Annotated in this window: 27 protein-coding genes; all 27 read right to left on the reverse strand. The window is 61.1% G+C overall.

Annotated features, from left to right (window positions below; translation table 11 throughout):
- Positions 1–87 precede the first annotated feature (87 nt).
- Entirely contained in the window at positions 88–318 is a 231-nt protein-coding gene (locus VEC57_20945; GenBank protein ID HYC01611.1) for a hypothetical protein, read from the reverse strand.
- Positions 315–617 (reverse strand): hypothetical protein, encoded by a 303-nt coding sequence (locus tag VEC57_20950; protein HYC01612.1) that lies wholly within the window; start codon positions 615–617, stop codon positions 315–317. The genes VEC57_20945 and VEC57_20950 overlap by 4 nt, the downstream gene beginning before the upstream one ends.
- A gap of 9 nt (positions 618–626) precedes the next feature.
- On the reverse strand, positions 627–2,210 hold the full coding sequence (locus VEC57_20955; GenBank protein HYC01613.1) for a tail fiber domain-containing protein: 1,584 nt from the start codon (positions 2,208–2,210) through the stop codon (positions 627–629).
- Complete coding sequence (locus VEC57_20960; GenBank protein ID HYC01614.1) at positions 2,207–2,455, reverse strand: hypothetical protein; 249 nt, start codon at positions 2,453–2,455, stop codon at positions 2,207–2,209. The genes VEC57_20955 and VEC57_20960 overlap by 4 nt, the downstream gene beginning before the upstream one ends.
- A complete protein-coding gene (locus VEC57_20965; protein ID HYC01615.1) occupies positions 2,455–4,272 on the reverse strand; it encodes a hypothetical protein in 1,818 nt (605 codons plus the stop codon). Before VEC57_20965 ends, VEC57_20960 begins: the two co-directional genes overlap by 1 nt.
- The gene (locus VEC57_20970) at positions 4,254–5,435 is read right to left on the reverse strand and encodes a hypothetical protein (protein ID HYC01616.1); all 1,182 of its coding nucleotides are present in this window, start codon (positions 5,433–5,435) and stop codon (positions 4,254–4,256) included. Before VEC57_20970 ends, VEC57_20965 begins: the two co-directional genes overlap by 19 nt.
- Before the next feature lie 98 nt (positions 5,436–5,533).
- Complete coding sequence (locus VEC57_20975) at positions 5,534–6,862, reverse strand: tail fiber domain-containing protein (GenBank protein ID HYC01617.1); 1,329 nt, start codon at positions 6,860–6,862, stop codon at positions 5,534–5,536.
- 1 nt (position 6,863) lies between these two features.
- Entirely contained in the window at positions 6,864–7,316 is a 453-nt protein-coding gene (locus VEC57_20980) for a GNAT family protein (protein HYC01618.1), read from the reverse strand.
- Positions 7,313–8,887, reverse strand: a complete 1,575-nt coding sequence (locus VEC57_20985; GenBank protein HYC01619.1) for a hypothetical protein — start codon at positions 8,885–8,887, stop codon at positions 7,313–7,315. Before VEC57_20985 ends, VEC57_20980 begins: the two co-directional genes overlap by 4 nt.
- Positions 8,887–9,615 carry a hypothetical protein gene (locus tag VEC57_20990; GenBank protein HYC01620.1) on the reverse strand — a complete coding sequence of 243 codons (729 nt, stop codon included), beginning with the start codon at positions 9,613–9,615 and terminating at the stop codon, positions 8,887–8,889. Before VEC57_20990 ends, VEC57_20985 begins: the two co-directional genes overlap by 1 nt.
- A complete protein-coding gene (locus tag VEC57_20995) occupies positions 9,615–10,229 on the reverse strand; it encodes a hypothetical protein (protein HYC01621.1) in 615 nt (204 codons plus the stop codon). Before VEC57_20995 ends, VEC57_20990 begins: the two co-directional genes overlap by 1 nt.
- Before the next feature lie 61 nt (positions 10,230–10,290).
- Positions 10,291–10,782: a hypothetical protein gene (locus VEC57_21000; protein ID HYC01622.1), complete on the reverse strand. Its 492-nt coding sequence runs from the start codon at positions 10,780–10,782 to the stop codon at positions 10,291–10,293.
- Between the two features lie 10 nt (positions 10,783–10,792).
- Complete coding sequence (locus VEC57_21005) at positions 10,793–11,779, reverse strand: phage major capsid protein (protein HYC01623.1); 987 nt, start codon at positions 11,777–11,779, stop codon at positions 10,793–10,795.
- Positions 11,780–11,815: 36 nt separating this feature from the next.
- Positions 11,816–12,904, reverse strand: coding sequence for a hypothetical protein (locus VEC57_21010; GenBank protein HYC01624.1), 1,089 nt, complete (start codon positions 12,902–12,904; stop codon positions 11,816–11,818).
- A 224-nt stretch (positions 12,905–13,128) separates the two neighbouring features.
- A complete protein-coding gene (locus tag VEC57_21015) occupies positions 13,129–13,422 on the reverse strand; it encodes a hypothetical protein (GenBank protein ID HYC01625.1) in 294 nt (97 codons plus the stop codon).
- Between the two features lie 350 nt (positions 13,423–13,772).
- A complete protein-coding gene (locus VEC57_21020) occupies positions 13,773–13,958 on the reverse strand; it encodes a hypothetical protein (protein ID HYC01626.1) in 186 nt (61 codons plus the stop codon).
- Complete coding sequence (locus VEC57_21025; GenBank protein ID HYC01627.1) at positions 13,951–15,990, reverse strand: hypothetical protein; 2,040 nt, start codon at positions 15,988–15,990, stop codon at positions 13,951–13,953. Before VEC57_21025 ends, VEC57_21020 begins: the two co-directional genes overlap by 8 nt.
- Positions 15,987–16,325, reverse strand: a complete 339-nt coding sequence (locus VEC57_21030) for a hypothetical protein (GenBank protein ID HYC01628.1) — start codon at positions 16,323–16,325, stop codon at positions 15,987–15,989. The genes VEC57_21025 and VEC57_21030 overlap by 4 nt, the downstream gene beginning before the upstream one ends.
- Positions 16,326–17,804, reverse strand: a complete 1,479-nt coding sequence (locus tag VEC57_21035) for a terminase family protein (GenBank protein HYC01629.1) — start codon at positions 17,802–17,804, stop codon at positions 16,326–16,328. It lies immediately after the preceding gene.
- Positions 17,728–18,012, reverse strand: a complete 285-nt coding sequence (locus tag VEC57_21040; protein HYC01630.1) for a hypothetical protein — start codon at positions 18,010–18,012, stop codon at positions 17,728–17,730. The genes VEC57_21035 and VEC57_21040 overlap by 77 nt, the downstream gene beginning before the upstream one ends.
- 95 nt (positions 18,013–18,107) lie before the next feature.
- The gene (locus VEC57_21045; protein ID HYC01631.1) at positions 18,108–18,590 is read right to left on the reverse strand and encodes a hypothetical protein; all 483 of its coding nucleotides are present in this window, start codon (positions 18,588–18,590) and stop codon (positions 18,108–18,110) included.
- Positions 18,587–18,790 (reverse strand): hypothetical protein, encoded by a 204-nt coding sequence (locus VEC57_21050; protein HYC01632.1) that lies wholly within the window; start codon positions 18,788–18,790, stop codon positions 18,587–18,589. The genes VEC57_21045 and VEC57_21050 overlap by 4 nt, the downstream gene beginning before the upstream one ends.
- Positions 18,790–19,164 carry a hypothetical protein gene (locus VEC57_21055; protein ID HYC01633.1) on the reverse strand — a complete coding sequence of 125 codons (375 nt, stop codon included), beginning with the start codon at positions 19,162–19,164 and terminating at the stop codon, positions 18,790–18,792. Before VEC57_21055 ends, VEC57_21050 begins: the two co-directional genes overlap by 1 nt.
- A gap of 785 nt (positions 19,165–19,949) precedes the next feature.
- The gene (locus VEC57_21060) at positions 19,950–21,254 is read right to left on the reverse strand and encodes a DnaB-like helicase C-terminal domain-containing protein (GenBank protein ID HYC01634.1); all 1,305 of its coding nucleotides are present in this window, start codon (positions 21,252–21,254) and stop codon (positions 19,950–19,952) included.
- On the reverse strand, positions 21,251–22,057 hold the full coding sequence (locus tag VEC57_21065; GenBank protein ID HYC01635.1) for a hypothetical protein: 807 nt from the start codon (positions 22,055–22,057) through the stop codon (positions 21,251–21,253). The genes VEC57_21060 and VEC57_21065 overlap by 4 nt, the downstream gene beginning before the upstream one ends.
- Complete coding sequence (locus VEC57_21070; protein HYC01636.1) at positions 22,057–22,578, reverse strand: hypothetical protein; 522 nt, start codon at positions 22,576–22,578, stop codon at positions 22,057–22,059. Before VEC57_21070 ends, VEC57_21065 begins: the two co-directional genes overlap by 1 nt.
- A 92-nt stretch (positions 22,579–22,670) precedes the next feature.
- The gene (locus VEC57_21075) at positions 22,671–22,877 is read right to left on the reverse strand and encodes a hypothetical protein (protein HYC01637.1); all 207 of its coding nucleotides are present in this window, start codon (positions 22,875–22,877) and stop codon (positions 22,671–22,673) included.
- Positions 22,878–23,038: the final 161 nt, after the last annotated feature.

A 23,038-nucleotide genomic window follows, 5' to 3' on the forward strand; every position in this document is an offset into this window, starting at 1 on the left:
CGACCAGCCAGCGCCAGGCTGCTGCAACGGCTTCGCGCATCCGTGTAAAGCTTCGACGAATGATGATGATCGCGTGCTGGTCTGCCATTACTTCTCCCGTGCCTGTTCGATGGTCATTTGCCGAATATCCTCGCGGAGCAGCAGAAGCTGTGTCTCGGCGGCATTGGCTTTGTCGATCGCCCACCATGAAAGCCCCAGCGATAACATCGCCACGCCCCATGCAAGGATGCCGACCCATAGCGGTGTGCGATCGTTGAGCTCGGCCTTCGCGTAGCTGCCGCCCGCTTCCACCTTCGTCTGCTCTGGCACCAGGTTCATTTTTCTTGCCTCTCAGCTCGGGATTCGAGCGAGCGCAATCGTACATCCACGACTGCATCCATCGCCTGGAGCTTGCCGATCTCTATCCACAGCTCCCGCTTGTCGTTGGCCTGGCTCTCCTGAATGGCAAGCGTGGTGATGAGATTCCACGTGACGAGACCGGCGACTACCGCCAGTAACCCGCCAAGAGACAGCTTGGTGGTCCAAGGGATAATGAGCTGCTCCACGTGCACGTCCTGTCTCATGTCGTCTTCCGGTCCATCGGGAGCCTCGCGGCGGCGGTCTTCTAGGTCGCTCATCGGACGCTCTCAATGAAGCCTTTCAAGTCGCCGCTCCAGCCTAGAGATACGATCGTCCTGCTCCTGGACGTACTTGATCAGCGCGGGCACCAGCGCGGCCTTCTCGATCTGCCAAACATCACCCTTACTGACCGCATATGGAGCGCACTTGTTCAGGCGCTGGGCGACTAAACCATGATTCACGCGCTCTCCACCTTCACGCCAGTCGAAGGACTCAACCAAAATGCAGTCGATGACGGGCCGAGCGCTAGGAGCTGATTTGAAGTTCTTCTTCAGGCGAGCATCTGAAGTGGTGTTATACCGTATAGCCGCGCCGGCGCGGTTGTAGTCGATGCTGCCGCGGATGGTGGCGCCCTCAGTGAATACCAGATGCTGATTGTCGCCGCTCCCAGCTTCGTTATTGCTAACGATGGTGTACTGGTTGGATGTGGCATTGGATACCTGGAGCGAGGCAGCAGCCGAAGTGGTGCGAATCTGAGCGCGCGCGCTGTTGATCGTAGTCCCTGCCGTGCCGATGACAAAAGCTCGGCTTCCCTCGGTCGGGAAAGTAACCTGATCCACGGTAGTGCCCGTGCGGTCAACGCTGAAGACCGTGCCGAAAGAATTTCGTGCGTCGTTTGATAGCTGAAATAGGAACTGTTCGCTTGCCCTCATGTTGAATGACCAGCGCCGGTTATCTGCAGCGGCATCAGATTCATCTAGCTCAAGAAATGGCACCGCTGCCGACACCGTAGCCGCTCCCGGATTCCCCGATGACCAGCTGTTGCTGAAGATGTGGTGAGCAGTCCACGTCGGCGCAATCGACTGTGAAAGCGCTGGCGCGCCGTCCGAGCGCATGAAGCTCGTTGCAGAGCCATTCACAGCACTCAGCCCGATAGTGGCAGAAGGATTCGCCGCAGCGGGTGCCGCAACGCCGTTTATGTTGGTGACTGTGAGGTTGGTCGATGAGACCGTCGTGGCTGTCATCGTGCCAGTCGTCACATCGCCGATATTCCCGCTGTTCGGATTCAGCAGGATCCAGTCATCTGCGCCGGTATCGAGTACGAGGTAGGCCGGAACTCCGACGCGCAAGTCGTTGGCCACGATGTTGGACTGCGCCCCGCTCACCCACTTCTGCACGTCCAGCGCGCCGATGGAACTGATATTGAGGGTAGTGGCGCCGGTGTTGGTGTTCGCCGGGATGAGTACCACCTGCATACCGGCCACGTAAGCCGTTGGCGTGGGTGACAGCGCTGCGGTGACGGTATTGGTGCCGGCCACCGAGCTCAGCACCACATACTCACCGTCCTGGATGTTATCCACGGTCCCGTACTGGCTGCGCACGGTGGGATTGCCGACGTTGGTGTGCCTGAAGCCACCCATTGGCAGGTTCGCGGTCGGCGTGGTCTGGCCGTCCTTGGAAATCGATGCCGTCAGCGCGGTTGCGATGTCGGACATCGTGTTGTTGTGCACGGTGCTCGAGATCGTGGTGCCGCTGACCACTGGGTTGCCGGCGGGCAGTGAGTACGTCCCTGCCCCATTGCGCGGCGCCATCAGCAGCGGCATTGAGGCGAAGGAGACGCAGATCAGGGCAAACTTGGCGTAACGGTTCATCGCAAGACTCCAGTGTCAACTCGCGGCCCCACGGCGCGCTGTGTCGCTGCGGCAATCTCAGCCTCGGCAGCGGCAATCAACTCGGCCAGCAACTCATATCGATCACGCTTGCGGTCCTCGCGCTGTATCACCGCCTCGATGCGTGACCGCTCCTGCTGCCACTGCGCGATGCGCTCCTGCAGGCCGGATACGATCTCCTCCGAGACGTGCTGGCGGGCGCGCTCGCGGGCTGGGTTGGCGGCCATCAGCGTCTCTCCTTGCGTCGTTGCGTCGCTTCCTGGAAGGCCAAGGCGAGGCGCTCTTGGTCCGTCAGGTCGCCGATGAATTCGTTTGTTGCGCCCTGGCGCGTGGCTTGTCTTGGTTTGACGCCAGCGAGAGCTGCGGCGATTGCGCGTTGCGTATCTGTGTTGCCGGCGGCGATGCGGCGGCCGGTTTGGGTGCCACTGAGGCCAAGTACGGTCGGGAGCGTTACAGGAGCGGTTACTGCACCACCCAACAGTCCCAAGATTCGCTGGCCGGTCGGCGGTGAGCGAGAGTCGAGAACCTTTCTCGAATCAGCCGCAAGCTGGCGCAGCGGGCCACCACCTCCGCGTGCATAGGAGCCTTGGGAAGAGCCGCGACCACCGGTGGCGACCGCATTGGAAAGGTCGTTGGGCGTGAAGCCTTCGGGTCGATCTTTCGAGTTCGCAACGGCCCGCTCGACGATCTTGTACTCTCCATACTTCGCGTCTGCCGTACGCAATGCCTTCAGCGCATCCGGCGGCAACTGCGAATCGAGTGCCTGCGTGATAGCGGCATCTGCTTCCTGGAAGAGCCGCGCCTGCGCGATCTGTCCTTCTGCGGCCGCAGCCCTGGCCTCCGCGCGAACATTCGATCGGATGCGAAGCAGGTCATCGGAAGTTGATAGCGGTGCTGTTAGCTCGTTATCGACGAAGTTTTGAACGACATTGCGGTCGTCATCAGTCGCCCTGATCCCTCGATTCGCTATGGATGTTTGAAGCGCACGATCAAGCGGGACGTTCTGTCCGTTATTCATGATGACCGGCCTGACAGGGAAGCCCTTGGCCTGGTCGTAGAGCGGCTGAAATGATTGGTAGGCGTCGTCCAGCATCGTCGCTTGGTCGGACTGCCTGATCGTCGTTCCAGGTGCGGCACCTTGCTGTACGGCGGCACGCTGAACCCCAGCCTGCGCATTGTCTCTGGAGTTCCTGACGATAGGGCCAACCACCGGGAGAGACTTCACGTTCTCCTCGAGCTGGTTGTACATACCTTTAGGGTTCAGCTGTCCTGGAGTCAGATCAACGCCAGCATCGAGCAAACGCTGCGCTTCCGGTGTACGCGCCAATCCTGCCGCAGCCTTCTGCGTTGTGGCTGCCGCTGCCCCCGGAGCCATCGCGCCCAGAATTCCGGCGACGGTCTGCCCAATAGGCCCCGCCCCAGAATCGCGCGCCGCCTCACCTGCAACGCCTCCAGTGACCGCGCTAACGCTCTGCAGCGCTGGCTGCGCCGCGAACTGCGATGCCACAGCACCGGTCGTACCACCGGCACCTGCCGCCAAGCTTCCGAGTCCGATGCCGGTAAGTGCACCACCGAAGCCCTGAGTGACGGCACTGGCGTAGCGCTCCGCCCTATTACGCGGGGCGAGCGCTTTGCCGCCATCCGATCCCAGTTGCTTGAACGAGAAGCCCAGAGGCGACGGGATATTTGCGCCCGCCAGATTCAGAGCGCCTACAGGCACTGCCGCTGCTAGCTTTGGAAGAGATATGACGCCATCGGCAAGGTCGGTGGCGCCACGCAGGAACGGACGTGCCGTCTCGGCAACGAGTTCGGTACGCTTGAGTTTTTCTCCAGCCTGATCAGCAGCGGCGAGATTGCGCTTGAGCTCGTCCTCGAGGCGCCATCTCTCTGGAGTCTGCAACGGCTGCTGAGCTGGCGCATTCGGATCGTCGAGCACAAAGCCTGGCGGCAGCGGCGGTGGTCCAGCGCTCTGGGGCTGCTGCGGCTCATCCAGCTTGAACCCAGGCGGCAGCGCCGGAATCTGATTTACTGCAGCGGTTGCCACTGCCCGTTCCTCAGCACCAGCTTTTCACCGTTCGGCCCGGTCGCCGTCATCTCGGCCTGCTGCGGCACCGGCGGCGCGCCATTCGCCGAGGCTAGAGCGGCAGACGGTGTGGTGCCAAGTGGCGGTGAGCCGCCAGGCGTGAATGCCGTCTCAGGACGAGTTCCAACGACCTGGCCAGGGTCGGCGCCGATGTCCCGGGCATAGCCGCCGTACGTTTCAAAGTCGCGGCTGTACGCCTGCTGATAGCCCTGTACACGCTGGTCCAGCATGTCCACCAAGTTCTTGCGCGTCTCTGGTGTGAGCCGCCCTTGTCCTGAGATTTCAGCCCGTGCCTTGCCAATCATCTGCTGCAGGAATGGCGTGGCACTCTGAGTCAGCTGCAGCTCGCCCTCGCGCACAACCGAGTTCGGGTCTAGCACCTTACCCACGCTGTAAATGACCTGCAGGTCTCCAGCGGGGGTGTCCGGAGCCTTGCGTGCCGTCTCTATGATCGGCAGAGCCGTCTCGTACTCCTTCACAGATGGAAGGCTGCGGAACTCCTTGCGGAGCCCTGCCGTGTCACGGCGTGACTGCTTTCCGGCGCTGGCTTCCTGACCGGCTCTGGCAGTCTCTGCGGCGAGCTGCGCGTTAGCACGTGAGGTTTCGCTGGCCAGGCCCGCATTGGCCCTCGACGTCTCGCTTGAGAGCTTAGCGTCGGGGGTGACGCTCTTGGTGATCTCCTGCTGATTGGGAGCGTACGGATCAAACGGCACATACTTGTTACCGGCGTCCTTGTACTCGGTTTTTCGTAGTGCCGGGTCAACTCCCTTTGGAACACGGGCAACGACTTCGCCGGCCGAATTCGTCCCGACAAGCTCATTGCCGGCATCCTGCCACTTCAATTCCTGAGGCTTCATCCTCTGCGCTGCTAGCTGCGCGACGGTCTGCTGCTGCTGCTCGATCGGCAAGCCTTGGATGGCAGCAGTAGCCGCCGGGTCGCCGCCAAGGCCGGCGAGCGCTTTCGCGATGGCCTGCTTCTTCTGATCGTCGACGCCCATCTGCTCTTGACCTGCCTTGCGTTGCTGCCAGCCGGCAAGTCCGCCGGCGAGCGCAGAGGCAATACCACCCCAGGGACCAGACAGTCCCGTGCCCTGCTGGCCAACTTTCATCAACGCTTCGGCCATTGCACGACGGCGGTCTACACCCTGTTGAGTTGGCATACCGGGCGCAGTCGGAGCGCCAGGGCTCTGGCCTCCGCGCAGCCATGGGGGCACAAATGCCATTACGCATCCTCCATTTCGCGGCTGGTGACGATGCCGTAATCCACCATGTCGTAACCACTCTCGTGCTTGACCACGGCCTCCGGATAGATCTGCTTCACTTCGTCTGCCATCGCACCAAGCTGGCGCTCGCCCCCAGCCTTGTAGCGGTAGCTGTAGATACCCAGCCCACTGGGCGTTGTGCCCTCGCGCTTGATATCGGTCTTCAAGCGGCGGTCTGAGAACGCCAGGGCCAGTGCGATAGAGGACAGCGCTGCTTGCTGCTGCTGAGCCTGCTGCGCCTGCTGCGAATAGTTGCCGAAGCGGTTGTTGTAATCCTGCTGAATAGCGCCCTGAATGTCGGTCGGCGCGACCTGACCGGATGAGCCTGGAGCCAACGCCTGCGGCACCATCGCACCACTGCCGCCATAGAGGAAGTCTAGACCCTGAAGCGTCTTCTGCTGATCTGTGACCTGCTCGTTGATGCCCGCATCGCGCTGTTGGTTGCCAAGCTGCGCGTTTGCGAGCCGTTGCATGAACTCCTGCTGCTGCGCATCGTTGAAGAAGCCCGAGCGCGCCATCTCGTTCTGAAAGTTCTGGTTGGCCGCCTGATTGGCGAACTGCCCTTGCGTGGTGCGCTCGCCGAAGCCCTGCTGTCGCGCCTGGAGCTGCTGGCCGAACAGCCGAGACTGCTCTTGGCCACCCGCAAGTACGGCGCGATCTCTCAGGTCGCCATAGGCATCCGTGCGCGCCTCGTTGAGGTCTCGCATCTGCCGCTCGTAGGCTTCGGTTCCCTCGATGAGACCGCTCGCGAGCAGCCGAGAGCGCTCTGCTTCCTCTCGACGACCAAACTGGTCATCCAGGCGCCGCGCGCTGCGTCCGTACAGGGCATCCTCTACGCGTTGGCGCTCGCCGCTGAAATCCTCCTGACCTGGCAGCTGAGGCAGACCCATGGTGCTGATTCGGCGCTGTGCAACGCTGCTCGCGTTGATGCCCGTCTGCTGATCCGTGGGATTTGCTGAGAACTGGCGCGCTGGGAGCCCAGAAGTATTCAGCCCCTGGCCCAGAGATTGACCGTACAGGTCGAAGTTACGGCCAGCAGCCTCGGCTCGAGTGCCTGCGGCGCCAGTCTGCGCGTCGTAGATGCGCTGCTGCTCAGGCGAAAGCTGAGTGGTCTGTGTGTATTGGTCCGGATTGGTTGGATCCTGCGAGAACGTCACCGTCCCGCCAGGCCCAACTTGGTTGACGCGGTTTAAGGCCGCGGTCGTACGGGCCGCGTTGATGTTCTGCTGGCCCTGCTCGCGGGCAGCTCCGATGGCATCTGGCGGCTTTGGAGCCTTAGGCGAAGTCATGTCACGCCGCCTTGGCTCTGGGCTTGTAACGATTGTCTCGTAGCCATCGACACTCCGACTTCAACATCCGAAACTGGATCTGATCCCCGTTCGGAGCTGCGTCTGTGAGGGTCGCCTCGCGGACAAAGCCCAAATGCTCGACGAGTGCGAGCGAGCGAACGTTATCACAATTCACGCGTGCTGTGATGCGGCGGCAGCCAAGTTGTTGGAACGGGTAGTAGAAGGCGAACCAGATGCTCGCGCGGTTGAACACGCGCCGGTCCTCGACTGCGAAGCCCAGTTGCACATCGGCACCGGTGTAGCTCGTATAGATAGCGCCGGCCTTCAGCGCTCCATCGAAGGTGAACCCCAGCGCAGTGCCGCAGCCCTTGTGCCAGGCGCCGCCAGTGCGCTCACAGACCCAAGCGCCAACCACATCGGGCTGGTCTTGGATGAGGCCCCAGCGCGCGCTCACAGCGTGCTCCCGCGCTTGTAAGCGATGTCGACAGACGACAGCGACACCCAGGTCGTCTGGGTCACCTCAACCACTATGTGGAAGCTCAGCGCATAACCAATGGCACAGGCCGTTAGCCAGTTGGAGCGCACCACAGGCTCGCCGCCCCAGAACCCTTCATCCCACTCGGCCACGTCCCACGTGGAACCAGCAGAGGACACACTCACGATGTCGCTGGTCGGTGCCTGGACGTTGAAATCGGCGTCGATCCCCACCTTGATGGATGCCGGCGCCGTGTCCCAACGCATGATGGGGCGCATCAGCGTCGTCTGTTTGAGGTTGGCGCGATCACCAAAGTACGTGAAGTTGAACACCGCCTCAGCGCGCACCAGCTCATCCACGTCCTGCACGCCCGTCCAACCCTTGCGCACCTCACCGGCCATGCCGAAGTAGAGCTCGCCATTCAACTCCGCAAAGCAATTCGCCGGCCAGTCGGTGAACCGACACCAGGCCTTCGTGAAGGTGTTCATCACGAACTGCACCTGCTCGGTGTCCACCGGGACGTTGAGCAGCAGCATGTTGGCCTCGCTGAACAAGAACAGCTCCCAGCCGAAGTTGGCGCTGTAGGCGCTCACGGCATCGGCCATGGCGCCCTGGATGATCTCGGTCACCGCTACGCCCTGCTCTTTGCGCTCACGCGCTACGAGCCGAGACATTGGGATCACGCCATCGGTGGTGATGATCAGCAGATCACCGGCGAACTTGATCATGCAGCGCCGTCCGATGGGCTTGCCGGTTCGGTAGACGCCAACCAGCGCGAAATCACTGGCCGGATCCGTCCCGCTGTATACGACCACCTCGCCTTCGCTAGTGATGGCGACCAGGAAGTCGTCCGGGCCGTTACCTGCATCTCGCGTCCAGCTGCCCGCGGCCATGAGATAGCCGCCGGACTGAATGTATGAGCGGATCGGGAACGAGGTGAGCGCACCAGCGAACGCGCCGGCCGCGGCGTACCACAGCGTCAGCGTGTCCTCTTGGATGTAGTAGGCGCGCTCCTTGAAGATGAAGACGTGGACCAGCGTGTTGGTGTTGACGTTTGTGATCGATGGTACAGAGACGCCATTGATGGCGGCCCACGTCGCACCGTTGTACAAGCGCAGGTCATCGGCACCGTTCACCGCGATGAGAAAGTCACCGCCCGATGTCTTGAAGTTGACCACCTGCCAGCGCGCGTTGGTCAGGCCGGTGACTGCAGCAGCCCCTACGGCGCCCGCAGAGGTGACGTTGTAGATACTGTCATCGGCCCACGCCCAAAGAGACTGGGAGCCGCTCTGAGGCTTATAGGTGATCAGCGTCTCAACCTCGGCTGGATCCACGCCGGCCATGATGTCGGTGACGTGCTCCGCCGAGCCCTTGCGCATGCGAATCTCAGCCGTCAGCGGGAACCAGTTGTCCAGCGTGACCGCGAAGCCCGGCTCCATGTTGGCGATACCGTCACGTGCGTTCCAACCACGCACCGGCGCCAATTGGCTGCTCGTGGTGACGACCCTGGCGCGAGCCGGGTTTGTGCGACGTGCAGCCGTGCGCATCATCAGCCCATACTCGAGAGGTTCCAGGAGCCGTACGGCGTGCCTGGCGCCCGGATGGAGTTCATGAGGGTATCGAGGCGGATGCGCCGCGCGGTCTTGTCGTCTGTGATCAGCCCTGCGACCAGCTCTTCGTAGTCGTCGAAGTCTTGCTGGAAGTCGAGGCCCTTGGATGACTTCCACCGCCACCGCAGGCCGGCCAGCAGCACCTCATCGTCAAACAGCGGCAGATCGTCATCCAGAGTGAAGCGCGACTTGCGAGTAGCGCCGTCCGCAGTCGTCGCCCAGTTGTAGCTAACGTACTCGAAGTAGCAACTCTCCCCCGCCGCGGGTACGGGGTCGAAGAAGAGCGTGCCATTGCGGATGCGGTACTCTGGATACGGGCCTGCAGTGGTGACGGCGAGCCGGCCTTGCCACACCTCCGGCTGGACCGGACCGAATACGATCGTGCCCGTGGTGCGATTCCAGATGGTCTCATCGATGATCTTCCGGAAGTTGGCGCTCGCGCCGATGATCGATGTCAGCGTGCCTTGCGAGGCAGCGGCGAGCGTCGTGAAGGTGGCCTCGTTCGTCAGCAGCTGCCACTCGTGGCGGCGCGCCAGCTTGCTGCCCTCCTCATTGAGGATGGACAGCATCTGTATGATCTGGAAATCAGTCGATGAGACCGCGGTGTTGGGCTGCGCCAGACCCAGGCTCGCACAGGCCTCCTGGACGATCTGTACGCAGGTACGCATCAGGCCCGAGCTCGCTTCGGCGGAGGCTCAGACAGCGCGCTGACTTGCGCTCTAAGCTCGGATACCTGGGCTTGCATCTCCTCGAGCAGCTGCTTCTGTGCCTCGTTCTCGCTGCGCAAATGCGCGAGCTCTGAAGCAGCACCGTTGTTGGCCCGCGCTTCGAGAAACGCCCTGGCCTTCTGTTGCAAGGTGCGTGAACCGAGCCCGAGCTGCCGTAGCACCTCCTCGTTCGCATGCGCGATGTCCTCCACGGCATGCAGCCCGCAGCGCGCGCAGTTCTTGGCCTCGGCAGGAGTGATGGCAGGCCAGTTCTTGATGGGATAGCCATCAACCTGACAGTCCTCCCCCTTCTTGAACGCGGCATAGACGTCTTTGAAGCCGCGGACCCAGTTGCTGGGCATCTCGCGCGGTCGGTCAATGGAGGCGCGCTCCATCTGCGCAATCCACTGCAGCGCTGGGAACTCTGATTCGTCCTTGCTACCGCGCTGCTGGACGATCACCCAATCCTCATCCTTCATGACCAACGCGCCGGCAGCGATAGACGCCTCGCGGTCCTCGATGGCTCGACGCTCGAAGCGAAACGCTGGCGGCAAGGCCTGTGACGGAAAATGCATTGTCGTTCTCCAAAAAGAGGCTGCCGGTAGCGATCCGGCAGCCGGTGAGTTTGCTCACAAACTAGGCCGCGAGGCCGTCATCCATGAAGGGACGTGCGATCTCGAACTCGGCTTGTCCCGAAGCAGGCGTGCCGATTGCAGAAGCGCCGACCGCGCCTTTCACGCGATCGCCCGCAACTACTGCGTCATCCACGCTTCCCGCGGTGGCGGTCGCATAGACGTTTGCGTTATCGACAAAGCCAGCAAGCACGAGGCCCACGGCCTTGCCCTGGATCTGATACCAACCGTACTGGTTGGCCACGTTTGCGGACATGGCGACTGCAACCGGGCCGATAGCGTTGGCCGCCAACAGCGCGGTCGTACCATCGTCCATGTTGTAGGTGACCCACGATCCGACAGCCGTCGTCGCCACGCCCTTGAGGTAGATAAACTCGCCGCCGCCGTAGGTCGTGTCGTAGGCAGTCGTGATGGTTCCCAGTGGGTGACGCTGCTCGGTTGAGGTATCAGCGATCGGCTGAGTGCCCAGCGTTTGGTTCGTTGGAATGAATGCCATGGCTGTCTCCTCAGGCCACTACGAGCCCTTGCAGGCTCCGGTTGGTGACAATCAAGTTGCCCATGGTGATGATCGGCATAACCACGGCTTCCTGATTGACAGAGTTCTTCTCGTCCAGCATCTCCATCCAGGCGTCCTGGTGGGCGACGAACTTGAAGAAGTCGGTGTTGATGAAGTACATGTGGCTGGTCGGGATACCCGACGCCGCGGTGTCGTGCCACACCTCGGCCTGCTTGTAGCGCAGTTTCACCATGCCGCCCTGGCCGTCATCGTTCGGCGAGTACCGCTTCAACGAGGTCTGCGATTGCTCGTAGAAAGTGAAGTAGTTCTCGCTTGCGATGATGAGGTCAGGGTGATCGGCGCCACGCGTCAGACGCAGCCAAAGCGGAAGCATCAAGGACTCAATTGTCGTGGCGCTCGGAGTGATGGCACCGCCACCCTGGAGGGGAGAAGCCGCCGATTGCACGATGTTTCGCCAGAACGTGAAGGTCGTGCTGTTGATGCCGCCGACAGTGCCGGTGCCGGCATCGGAGATCAGCGCTTGCAGGCCGTTGATTTGGTTGGTGAGCGAGCCGGCCGAGTAGAAGTCGGCAGACATGCCATTCGCCATCGAGCGCTTGGCGTTCTGAAGGCGAGACTTGACCAGATTGACGATGCGGGATTCGCCGCTGTTCTTGCGGATTTCCTCGCCTGAGGCCGTGACGTGGATCGCGACCTGGCGCCAGGCGAATTCAACCGAACTCAACACCTCGCTATTGGAGATGTTGAGCTCGTCGTACCCGCTGTAGCGCTGGTAGGTCTGGTTGTCCTCGAAATCGATGTTTCGAGTGATCGAAAGGCCGCCGTCTTCTTTCTCGACGCCGCCCTTCTCGGTGATGCGCCGGAACAGCGCGTTGTGGTTCGAAACGTTATCGACGAACTCGCCTTTGTGATTGCGGAAAGTCGTCGATACAAGCTCAGTGAACGTCGTAAATGACGTAGAGGCAGGTACTGCCATGGTAGTTCAAGGCTCCAAACACGGTGATAGCCTCCATCACGCGCGTCCTTCAGCCTTTAACTCGGCCAGACGTGCCCTGATGGTGTCTTCCATCGTGCCCTTCGCTGTTGAACCGGCAGGGGTCGCCCCACGGGTGCGAACATTGATCGAAGAGACTTTGCGGGCGTTGGCGGCTAGGTCCGCCTTTTGCTTCGCCTCAGCTTCGCGCTTGCGCGCTTCCACCTTGGCTTGCACTGAGTCGCTCAGACGGCATGCCTTGTCATAGGCCTGCTGCAACGTCTGAACACTGCCCGACTTCAACAATCGCTCCATCTCTGCCTGGACTTCCGGTTCGCCGACGAATTCGTTCTTAGGGTCAGCCATGAACGATTCGACCTGAGACATCACCGGCGCCAGCTTCACTTGGCTCACGATCTGACGCGTTTCCTGAAGATCTCGTAAGAGGCTGTCGTATCGCGGATCTTGAACCGGCGCACGCTGAGGGTTGTTTAGACCCTCCACTATTGCTTCCGGCTTGATACCAACATTGGAAGCAATTTGCAATAGAGTATAGACCTTTTCTGCGTCACTCCCGTTGTAGAGAGTGCGCTGGAAGTTCAACAATCCACTGATGTTCTCTACTGCGTTCTGTCCGGCCGCCTGAAACACGTCGGCATGCGGACGAATCACAGCATCCAAGGTGTCGAACGTCGCCGCCTTGCCGCGGTACTTCTCGATGCCTTGGTGGAAGTCCTCCTCACGCCGGTGGATCTCTTCCCGTACGGTCGGCGGTAGCGTGGCCCACTCGGCCTTGCGCTCTGACTTCCACGACTTCGGCGCCTCGGCGAACTTGTCCGCTACTGGAGTGTCGGTGGCGGCAGGCGCTTCGGCTTTGACAGCTGGAGTGCCTGGCTTACCGTCATCAGGAGCAGCGGCCTTGGAGAATCGGCCGGCAGGGTCGCGAGTTCGGCCTGGGCTGCCTTCAGGATCTTTCGAAGCCTCCGGCGCTCCCGCTTGGTCATCGCTACCTCGCGTCTTGATCTCGGCCAGGGTGGACCGGATCGTGTCTTCCATCGAAGGTGCCGCTGTCGTCTCGACGGTGGCACTCGTGGATGTTTCGGTGGTACTCGGTTCGTTGTCTGCCATTCAATTCTCCGGAGACGTGCGACGTCGTTCGTGTTCAATTTCCCGGCGCACTTCATCAGGCACGGGGCGCCCGATCTTCCCGCATGAACGACACTTGGGAAGGTTCGTGTTAGGGATCAAGCTGTAGTTGTGCCCCTCTACACCTCTAGCGGGAAATCTCCACTGAACCGTCCAATGGATCTTCCGCAGAAAGCACAAGGGAGCACCGAAAATCCGTAGCAGCATCATCCCCCCAAATGCCGTCGCTTCGCGGGCGACAGCTGGTAATAAGCGCGCCGCACAGCCTCATCCAGCCGCTTCTCGTAGCGTTGCTCGACGTACTGCTGCTGGCGCTGGGCGTGCGCCTTCTCGGCCGCCATGCCCTCCCACGGGCGCGATCCAGTGCGGGCGAGGTCATCGCGTCGTGCTCTGGCGCCGTCGATCCACTTGCCTGTCACTGGACTCACGTAGCCCGGCGTGTCACCGCGCACGTAGTGCACCTCGGTCGTCTGCTGGTAGTCAGCGCTTACTTCGACCATGCAGCCGATGCTGCCGTCGCGAGGTTCGATGGCGTGGGGATCCCAGACGTATCTACGGCGAGGCATCTTTGCTCTCCAGCTGCACTCTCGCGCGCCCATCGCGCAATATGCATTGAGACATGGTGCATGACGGCCATTGCTTCCACTTCGAGCCGCAAATGCAATACCGATCGCCATCTGCGCCCATCGTTTGATCGTCAGGCTTGATATCGTCCTTCCAATTGTCCAGCCCGCCTTTGCTCATTGCTTGCACAGCCTCGCGAACAGTGAATTGCTCTTGGTTAGGTTGCGAGCTATTGCCTGGCTGTGGCTTTCTCCACCCTTAACCTCGAATCGATGATGCATAGGCTTCAGCAGCTCGCGGGCTTCAGCAGCTCGCCGTTTAGCCCGTGCCGGCGGTAAGTGATGCGCTTGGCCCTAAATGCACCGCTCACAAGATCGCTGAATGAAGTCGGCATGTCTCTGACTGTCGGCTTGCGAAGGCTGGCGATCACATCCGACTCGATCATCTCAAGCTTCAGGCTTTTGCTACGCATCAACCAACTCTCCGTCAATCTCGCCCATCTGATTCGCCTGCGCGCGAATGCGCTTTGGCTGCTGCACGGCCTGCATCATCTTCTCGATCATGGCCTTAACCTCGCCGACGGCCTTGCCGCTCTCCTCTCGACCGGCCTTGGCCTCGTCGGCTGCCTGGACCATCGCTGGATCAGGCTGCGGCGGTGCCGGCTGCTGGATCTGCTCGATAGCATCCTCGACGGCCGAGCCCATGCGCGCGCGCCTGGCAATCGACAGCGCCACCGACTTGATCAGGTCGATGCTGATCATCCCCGACTGCAGCCCGGGCATGGCGCCGCTGATGAACGTCATGATCGCCGTCAGCGCCTCCTGCATGCCCGCCATGTCCATCTCGAGCGTCTCGGCGATGGTGCTGTCGGTCTCGATATCGACCTTGTAGCAGCGCTGGCGATCGGACTTCATGACCTCGCTGATCTCTTCCCAGCTCGGTGATTCGGCGGCCTTGAGCATGGCCGGATCCGGGGGCGGTGGCGGCATAGCCTGGCCGGTCATGGGATCAACCTGCGGCGGCGTGCGCTGCGCCTGCTGAAGCTGCATCTGCGCGGCCTGCTTCTCCTGGGCCGTCGGGTACTGCAATCCAGTGATCTCGGCGAACGTCTGCCAGTCGTACTTGCTGCACATCACATCGGCGATGAGGCGCATCACATCGCGCCCGAAGCGCTTCACCTCGCGCTGCAGGGTCTTGAGACGCAGGCCGCCAAACTGTGCCTTGAGCCGCTGGGCCGTGGCCGTCTCGCTCGCCTCGGTAGCACCACGGATCACGTCCGAAATACCCGTGAGCTCGTAAATCGTCTGCTTGCACTCGTTCTGTGCCTGGTAGAGGGCTGCCAGGACGTTCGCGATCTCGCCCACCGGCATCATCCAGATCGCCTTCTGTAGGCCGCCCATGCGGTAGTACTTGGCCGTGTTCTGCACCGGGATCATGTCGGTGTTGTCGGCCTCATCCAGGAGCTTCGTCACCTCGCTCATCGTCGAGTCGTACACGCCGCGCACCTTGCACACCCGCACTATGGCGTTGATCCGCTGGCTGATGCGCTCGAGCTCGCGAGCCTTCACCTCGTACATGTGGTACAGCGGCCGCGGGACAATGCTGCGGCCGTTCTTGATAGCCAGCATGGGCTTGGGGATGGGCCAAAAGCCGTCGATCTCCATCGGATCCTGCTCAACCAGCAGCGGGCCGTCCTTCCAGCCAGTGCTGATGAAGATGACCTGCATGGTGTCCTTGTCCCAGATCTCGATCACCTGGGCGGTGCCAAAAGCCTTCTTCTCCTCGTCCTTCCACTTGTCCATGCCCTCGGGGTAGTTAAGCGGCACCTTGGCCGCCAACTCCTCGCCGAACATCTCCACGAGCTGCTCGCGGTTGAAGTCGTGCTCGAATCCGATCCATGGCACGTGGCGCCACCGCTTCCCAGGCCCGCGGCGGAAGCGATCCCACTGCACGTGCTCGATCACGCACTTTTCGGAGACTTTCTGCTCAGCCGCCTGCGGCTCTTGGCCTTCTTCAGACGGCAGCATCATCGGCTCGCCAGCCGCATCCATGATCGGCGCGAACTTCGGTTCGTACTTCACCCGCACGACGCCGCGCCCAGTGACGATGCAATCCAGGACCGCATCCTCGAGAGTGTCGTAGAAGTCCTCGGTGTCTATCGCATACGACAGCGCGCGCTCGAGAACCATCGACACAGCCTTGCCCAACGGGTCAGCATCCCGGAAACGCCTACGCACATCAGGCTGTGGCGCGCTGTTGTACACAGCGGGCAGCAAGGTCTCGGTGTTCGACCAGAGGATGTTGAAGCTGCGATCGGTTCGAGCGTGCCCATCCTTCGTCGGCGCCCCGCCCTCGTAGATCTGGTAGCAGTGCTTCGCCTGCTCGCGCCAGGTCTTCTCGTTGCTGTCGGCGAGCGTCCACTCCATCAGCCAGCGGCGCACGAAGTCGGCAGGCTGCTCCTCTGCCGGCTTGCGCTCGATCTGCTCGACCTGCTCTTCGCTCATGTCGTGCGATAGCCAACCAGACGGCCGCCAGCAACACCCGTAGCGCCGTTCTGGAGCACGCGGATCAGCTTGCACTTGATCTGAAGCTTGAAGGGTCTTCCAGCAGCGGTGACGACCACGCGTGTCGCAGGCGTCGTGGACACCATGTCCTCAAGCGCCACTGCAGATGCCAGGAAGTTCGTCCCGTCCAGGCTCACGAAGACATCCATGGCGCCGGCCGTGCTGCCCAGGATCCAGGTGTCATAGTCGTTGGCGTTGACCGTGCACAGCACGTCGTTGTCGTTGGTGCCGGTCAGCTCGGCGACCGTAACCGCCTCATGAATTCGATCGCTCATCTACCACTCTCCCCCGCGACGCTTGCGGCTGTGCTGCTGAATCATTTCGTTGATGGTCTGCTTAGCCGACCACTTTGGCGGCGGCGGCGCTTGCTTGGGCTTAACGATGGCTGGGTGGGCCTCATGGACCGCCTTGGCCATCAGAACAGCCATATCGACGGCATCGTCATGCTTACCAGCCGGGAACTTGAGGAGTTGCGACAACAGGTTGTTACCATACTCCGTGTCTGCGATCTTGATGCGCTTGAGTCCGGCCATAGCCTGAAGCGGACGCGCCTCGGTTGGCTTGTCTTTGCCACGAGTCAGCCACTCGCACGGCACAAACACAGAGCGCTCCTGCATTCGCCTGGTTAGGAATGGCTCGATGGCCCGCCGAATCGGCCCTGACTCACCGAAAAATGCGAAGGGGTTCTGCCGCTCTGCCTGGTCAATGAGCTGCTCTATCCAAACATCGGCCGTCGTGCGCCCACGCCAGCCCTCGATTGCGAGGTACAGGTCCTCATTCAAGTATCCGTGCGTAGCGATCTCAGTCCAGTCTCCGCCATCCTCTGTCACCGCAAAGTCACCGGTCTGGTACTTGTGGCATGCCGGCACCTTGGACGGGTCGAACAATTCGAACTGCTCCCGCTTGAAGAACGTGCCGTCTTCTGGCGTCGGGTTCTGCATGTACAGCGCCGCCCACTGGCGTCTATCCATGTTCTGCCGGATACGAGCCAATGCGGCACCGTCATAGCGCTGCGGCCATGGAGGGTTGTCTATGTGCGCTGGCAGCTCGATGACCTCCCAGCGATCGCCTCCGCAAGCCTGCTGCGCCAATAACCGACCCACCAAGTCATCCTCGTGCATCCGGTGTTGGATCACGATGATTGGCTTCCCAGGGCGCACGCGGTTGTAGAGAGTGCCGGTGTACCACTCCCAGACCTTGTTGCGTTGGAGTTCGCTCTGTGCGTCCTCCCAGGTGCCGAAAGGGTCATCGATGATGGCCATCCCGCCGCGTCCGTAGAGCTGTCCACCGACGCCAACAGCGTAGTAACTGCCACCGTGATTGGTGTGCCATCGGCCGCGAGCACTGCTGTCCTCTGAGAGTGTGACTTTGGGGAAGAGTCGTTGGAACTCTTCGCTGCGGACGCAGTTACGCACGTCATGACCAAAGCCTTCAGCGAGTTCTGCAGATGCAGAGACCTGAATGATGTCCTCGGTCGGATCGTCGGCAAGGAACAGCGCTGGTGCGCGACGGCTGCTGATCTGGGACTTACCGTGCTGCGGCGGGCAGAGCAGAAGGAGCCGGTCAATCTCTTTGCGGCGAACTCGGTCGATCTGCTCGCAGATCGCCCTATGGATCGGGCCTGGCGACCAGCGGGGCGTAGTGTAGGCAACGAAGTCGATGGCATTTCGACGAGCGCTACGCCGTCTCAGCAACTCGCTGGCTGCCTGTGCCGGCGATACTCGCAAGCTCGTCGTCTGATAGCTCGTTTGCATGCCTTAGGGTCATCTCGCCCTGGATCTCGACTTCGGCGCGCTGCAACTTTGGGATGTGATACTCGACGAGATCCATGATGCAATCCCATGCGGCTTTTGCACCATAGACTCTTCGAATCTCATCCAACAGCTCTTGAAGCTGATCGGCGTTGCCATCAACAAAGCGAGCAATCGCTTCTCGCGCATTGCTGGTAGCCTTGTTAGGCACACCCGCTCTCCTTCCTGCACCCGGCCTTTTACCACCTCTAGACATACGCTACTTGATTGTTTTGATAGATATTGATTGTCTATCAGATAGATTGCTCACGCCGCCGCCCTCGCCTTCCCCTTGTCTTTGGTGATGTACCAGTGAGCGAGCAGAAGAGCTTCTGCGCGGCCGTCATGCTTCTTGAGGCGCAAGTCAGCCAGCGGGAACAGCAGCCGCGCCTTGTGCAGGGCTGCGTCCTTGTCCGAACCAAGCGCCATCTCACGCTTCCATTTGGCTGGCGTCACGAGCTCAAGGCGAATGCCAAGCCCTTGGATCACTCCGAGCACGCTGCCGAAGTTGACTCCGAACCCAAAGCTGCTAGCGACGCCCTGCTTTGGCATGGCTGAGACGCGTTCGATGATGCCGGTCATGTAGTGCGCGGCACCGAATGCCCTGACGATGCGGCCCAATTCTGCGCCGTCTATCCATGCCAGTGACTTGTCGCGCTGCACAGGCAGGTCGTGGACTTCGTAGTGACCGCTCTGGTCTACCGCAGCGATCGCGCCTGTAAGGCCAGGATCGATGCCGATGGTGATCATCGCGCCGCCTCGATCGCCGCATACACAGCGCGCACCGTGCCGCGGTCAAGTTCCTTGGCGGACTCGGAGAGCTGCTCGTACGGCACCATCAGCTCCTCGCCCAGCTCTGACAGCCGCGAGGTGACGCCCTTCGCCCGCTTGCTGTCCATCCAGGCTTCGTGGACTTTGGCGGAGACGAGTTCGATGTCGGGGAGGTTCATCAGACACGCTCCAGCCGTGACACGGCACGCTCGATTCGCGCAAGTGCAGCATCGGTGCAATTGAAAGCATGATCCAGTTGCCCTGCCTGACCCGGGCCACTTGGCGCATTGCCAGTGGGGTCCTTGTCGGCCACCTCTCCAAAAACGCGATCTGCAATGCGCTCCAGGCGGTCGGCTAGAGAGTAGATACCTGCGCAACGGTCTTGCAGCCTGGCCGCTGCGACAGCCACGAGAGTATCGGCAATATTCACAGGCATAGCTTGTTCGAATCCTTGGAATGCCTGTGGCTGTAGCCCGATAGCGCCTTGCTGTGAGAGATCCTTGGCCCTGCTGACTACGTTCGCGTACTTCGGATCGATCTGCTGATTGAACATCGCTCTGTCTCCTATCGCAGCGCCTGCTGCGGTTGATGGGCTGTGCTCTGGCATTCGAAAACTGATATCTCGTCTCTGGCGCGTTCCCTGCCAAGGCTGGCGGGCATTCCCTCGCGTATCCAGAACCCAGCTGAGTTCTTGAGATAACCGCGCTCCGACAGTTCAGCAGGTGATAGGCATCTGCGGTTCGATCCTCGGTCCTTCCAGTCGCCTGCGCGATGCCGATCGAACATGGAGGTCGAGTTGAAGTACTCGCCACATCCAGAGCACCTGCAGCGATTGCCTGTTAGCGTCATGAGCCGGCCACCTCAGTGATTGAATTTTGGGGTTGGGGTGTAGCGTTGGCGTGCCGCTCGCAGGCCAACTTGCACCACTTGAGGCCATCGGCACCGCAGTCCTGATGGAGGTGCTTGCTCTGGTGAGGCTCGCCGGCCCATGCGTTGTAGACAACAAGGTTCATGCGACGCGCCCCGGTGATCACGTGGCCCAAGTTCGAGCACGTACGCTTGCGCTCAGGGTCAGCCGCCCACGTCAGGGTACTCGGCAGTCCGTTGGGGCGGGTCATGGCTGCATCGGATTCAGTACGCCGTAGCATATGCCGCCGTTCATCGACGGGAACATGCATGCATGCCCGACATGCCTGGGCTGCCACGTCTTGCGATTGCAGGCACTGCAAATTCCAACGGCCGGGCCAGCCACTATGTCTAGCTCCTCCATCCCCAAGAACCCCCCACCGCCGTTGCGGGAGCGGCGGGCTTCGGCTGCGGTCTTTGGTTTGTTTTTGCTCATGCTGCCATCCATTGACGCTCGGTATGCGCAAGATCTCCAAACTGCAGATACTCACCTCGCCAGGCCAGCTTGATGATCCCGGTCGGGCCGTGGCGGTTCTTGCAGACGTTGGCGAAGGCGATGCCTCGAAATCGCTCCTCTGCCTCGTACTCGAAGGGGCGGTACAGCGTGTAGATCTGGTCGGCCTCGCGCTCAATGTGCCCTGACTCTGCGATGTCGCCCATGTACGGCACCCGGCCCATGCCGTCCTGCCCCATTGGCCGCTTCTCGACGTCACGGCTCACCTGCGCCAATGCCACCACCACGATGTCGAGCTCGCGGGCGATGTTCTTCAGCTGCGTTACGACGTCACCGACTTGCAACCGCATGTCTCGGCCTTCACCGCCGGTGATTTTCTGGATGTAATCCACCAGCAGCAGCCGAATGTTGTTTTCGTACTTCCAGCGACGGGCCTGACGTTGGATGTCCTGGATCGATGGCCCGGGTCGATCGAACAGCCAGACTGGGCGCGCTGAGAGCGCATTGGCTGCGGCGTTGATGCGGGCCCACTCTGCATCCTCGAGCTTGCCTCGGCGCATGTTGTGCAAGCTGATGGAGCCGTTGATTGCCATCAGGCGCATCCCGATCTGCGCGCGTCCCTGCTCACCGCTGACCATGCCGGTTGCGACGCCAGAACCCAGCATGGTGTTCAGCGCCCAGGCTGTTTTGCCCATTGCCGGCCGAGCTGCAACCACGATCAGGTCACCGCCGTGCATCCCGCCGAGGCTGTCGTCCAGGTCACGGATGCCGGTGCTGATCCCGGTCGGCTTGCCATCGGCCTGGTGCGCTTGGTCGATGAGGTCAATCGCGGCACCCACCGCCGACTTCACGTGGCAATGCCAGTCCTGGGAGGTCGCGTTGATCGCCATCAGCTGGCGGATCGCGTAGTCCACCGCGCCGGCAACGTCGTTGTTCGCAGCCTCCTGCAACTCCGCGGCAATCTGCAGCGCTTGCCGCGTTCTTGCCGCGGTCTTGATCGCTCGGGCGTAGCTGTCGATGCCAGATCCCCGGAAGTTGTCCGCAACCATGCCCGTCGTGACCTGCAGCCACTTCCGGCCGGTGGCTCGCTCGAGGAAATCCGCGACCGTCACGGGTTCGGCAACTTCGCCGTCTGCCGTGATCGTGCAGATGGCTTCGTAGACCTGCCGGTGTTGGGCGCTGAGGAAATCCGTCGCTGCGAGCTCTGCGGTTTGCAACAGCGAGTTGTCCAGCATCAGCCGGCCAAGCAGGGTGTTTTCGGCTTCGAGGATTGTGGCGCTCATGTTCCGAAGGCCCTCGCTCGTGGCGCCGCTGCAATCTGCTGGCTTGCATAGCCATTCCGCTTCTGCCGAAGCGAGACATCACGGATCCGGTTTCTCCAGGTAGCAACCCAATCAAGCTTCAACCCCTTCGGCCCTGGCACGCCGACCCAGTAATCCTCGAACTCAGCCGTAGCGGCCTTCACATCGACGTTCGGGTACTGTTCGGCAGCCCAGGAGCGCATCGCGTCTGTCAGCGGGAACGGGATAGCGATCCGTGTTCCCTTTGCGCGAGCAGGTTTGTCATCAGCGCCGGAGGCGCGAGCTTCTGGTGTGTTGTGTTCCTGTTCTGTTCCTGATCTGTTCTGTTCAGAGGAAGCCCCTTCCAAGGGGCTTTTTGATCCCTTGCCTGGGGCTATATAAAGGTGGAAATCATCCCCGTACCTGGCGATGAACTCTGCGATGAAGGGCAACTCGGGGACTGTCAGGAGGTATTGCTGAACGCCTTTGCAGCGCTTGTCTGAAGCCTGCAGGCCTTGGCCTATCTGCCAAGCAGCCATTTCCTTGACCCAGATCCACTCCGAGGTCTCGTCGTATACGCAAAATCCATCTTCAGATAGCGATCGAAGGGCCTTCGAAGCCCCTTCCGGAGATATGCCAACCTCGTGGCATAGGTACATCATTGGCAAGTAGTACAGCCCGCTCTGATGGGAGTGCGGGCTGGTGATGAGATAAAACGCAACCCTCTGCGCATCAGGATCTTTTCGCAGGCGCTTGCCGGTGGCGCCGGTCCAGAACAAAGGAGAGACGGTTGCGTATGGGCGCATTACTGCTCTTCTCGCTTTGATGGCAGCCCATGGACGGTAATCTCGAAGACAGCCCTGCTGTCGAGCGGCTCTATCGACATAAACTCTTCCAGCTCTTCGGGTTGAACAGGAAATGCGAGCCTTGCGTAGAATCCTCGAGACTCCGACCAGCCATTGAGCTGGTACGTATGATTTTTAAGCTCCTCCTCCACCTCGTCTGGGAAAAGCTCCTCAAGTGCCAGGCAGCCAAGCGCGAAACCTAGCACCTGCTCAATCTCTCCGGCGGAGAGCCGCGCTAGCGTTTCATCCAATCGCTTTCTAACTGAGTGTTTCTCTTCATGACACTCATGGCATAGCGCCTCGAGTTCATGGTCGGAATACTCCCAAGGCATTGCGCCCTTTCGGTACAGCTTGTGGTGCACATGCAGGGTCTTGTCGGTTGCCTCGCAAGACTCACAGCTGAAACCTGATCTATCCAGGATCTCGAGTCGCTTTCTCTGCCACCTCGGATCCAGAAGCTTTTCCGAATATGTCTTCGCCATTCGCGCTCCCGTAGCACCCCGAGATAGAGAACAGCGCGCCAGGGCGGCTCGGGAAACCGCCTTTTCGGTAGCTAACCTATGCGCGCTGCAATTCATCGCACCCCCGCCTGCCGCTTAAGGTCTTCCAACCGCCGCCACACCCGCAGGTACTCATCGAGCTTGACGATGCCGCGCACGCGCTCGAACTCGGCCTGTGCGGCATTGAGCTCGACGTTGGTGATGGCGATGGCCGCCTCCAGCTCCGGGTCCATGCGCAGCTCCTGGGCCAGCGTGACGGCGTCCTGGGGGTCGGGGGTCATGCAGCTGGCAGTCCTGCTTGCTCCGCGGCCCAGTTACGCATACGCAACCAGCGATCCTCGGGCGTCTCACGTTTCCATGTGCCCTGGTCATTGTGGTACATGACTTCCCGCGCGAGCTGATGAGCGATGTTGAATTCTTGGCCCAAAGACTTGTAGTCGTA

It is taken from the genome of Candidatus Limnocylindrales bacterium (assembly GCA_035626395.1).
Lineage (GTDB): Bacteria > Desulfobacterota > Binatia > UBA1149 > CAITLU01 > DASPNH01.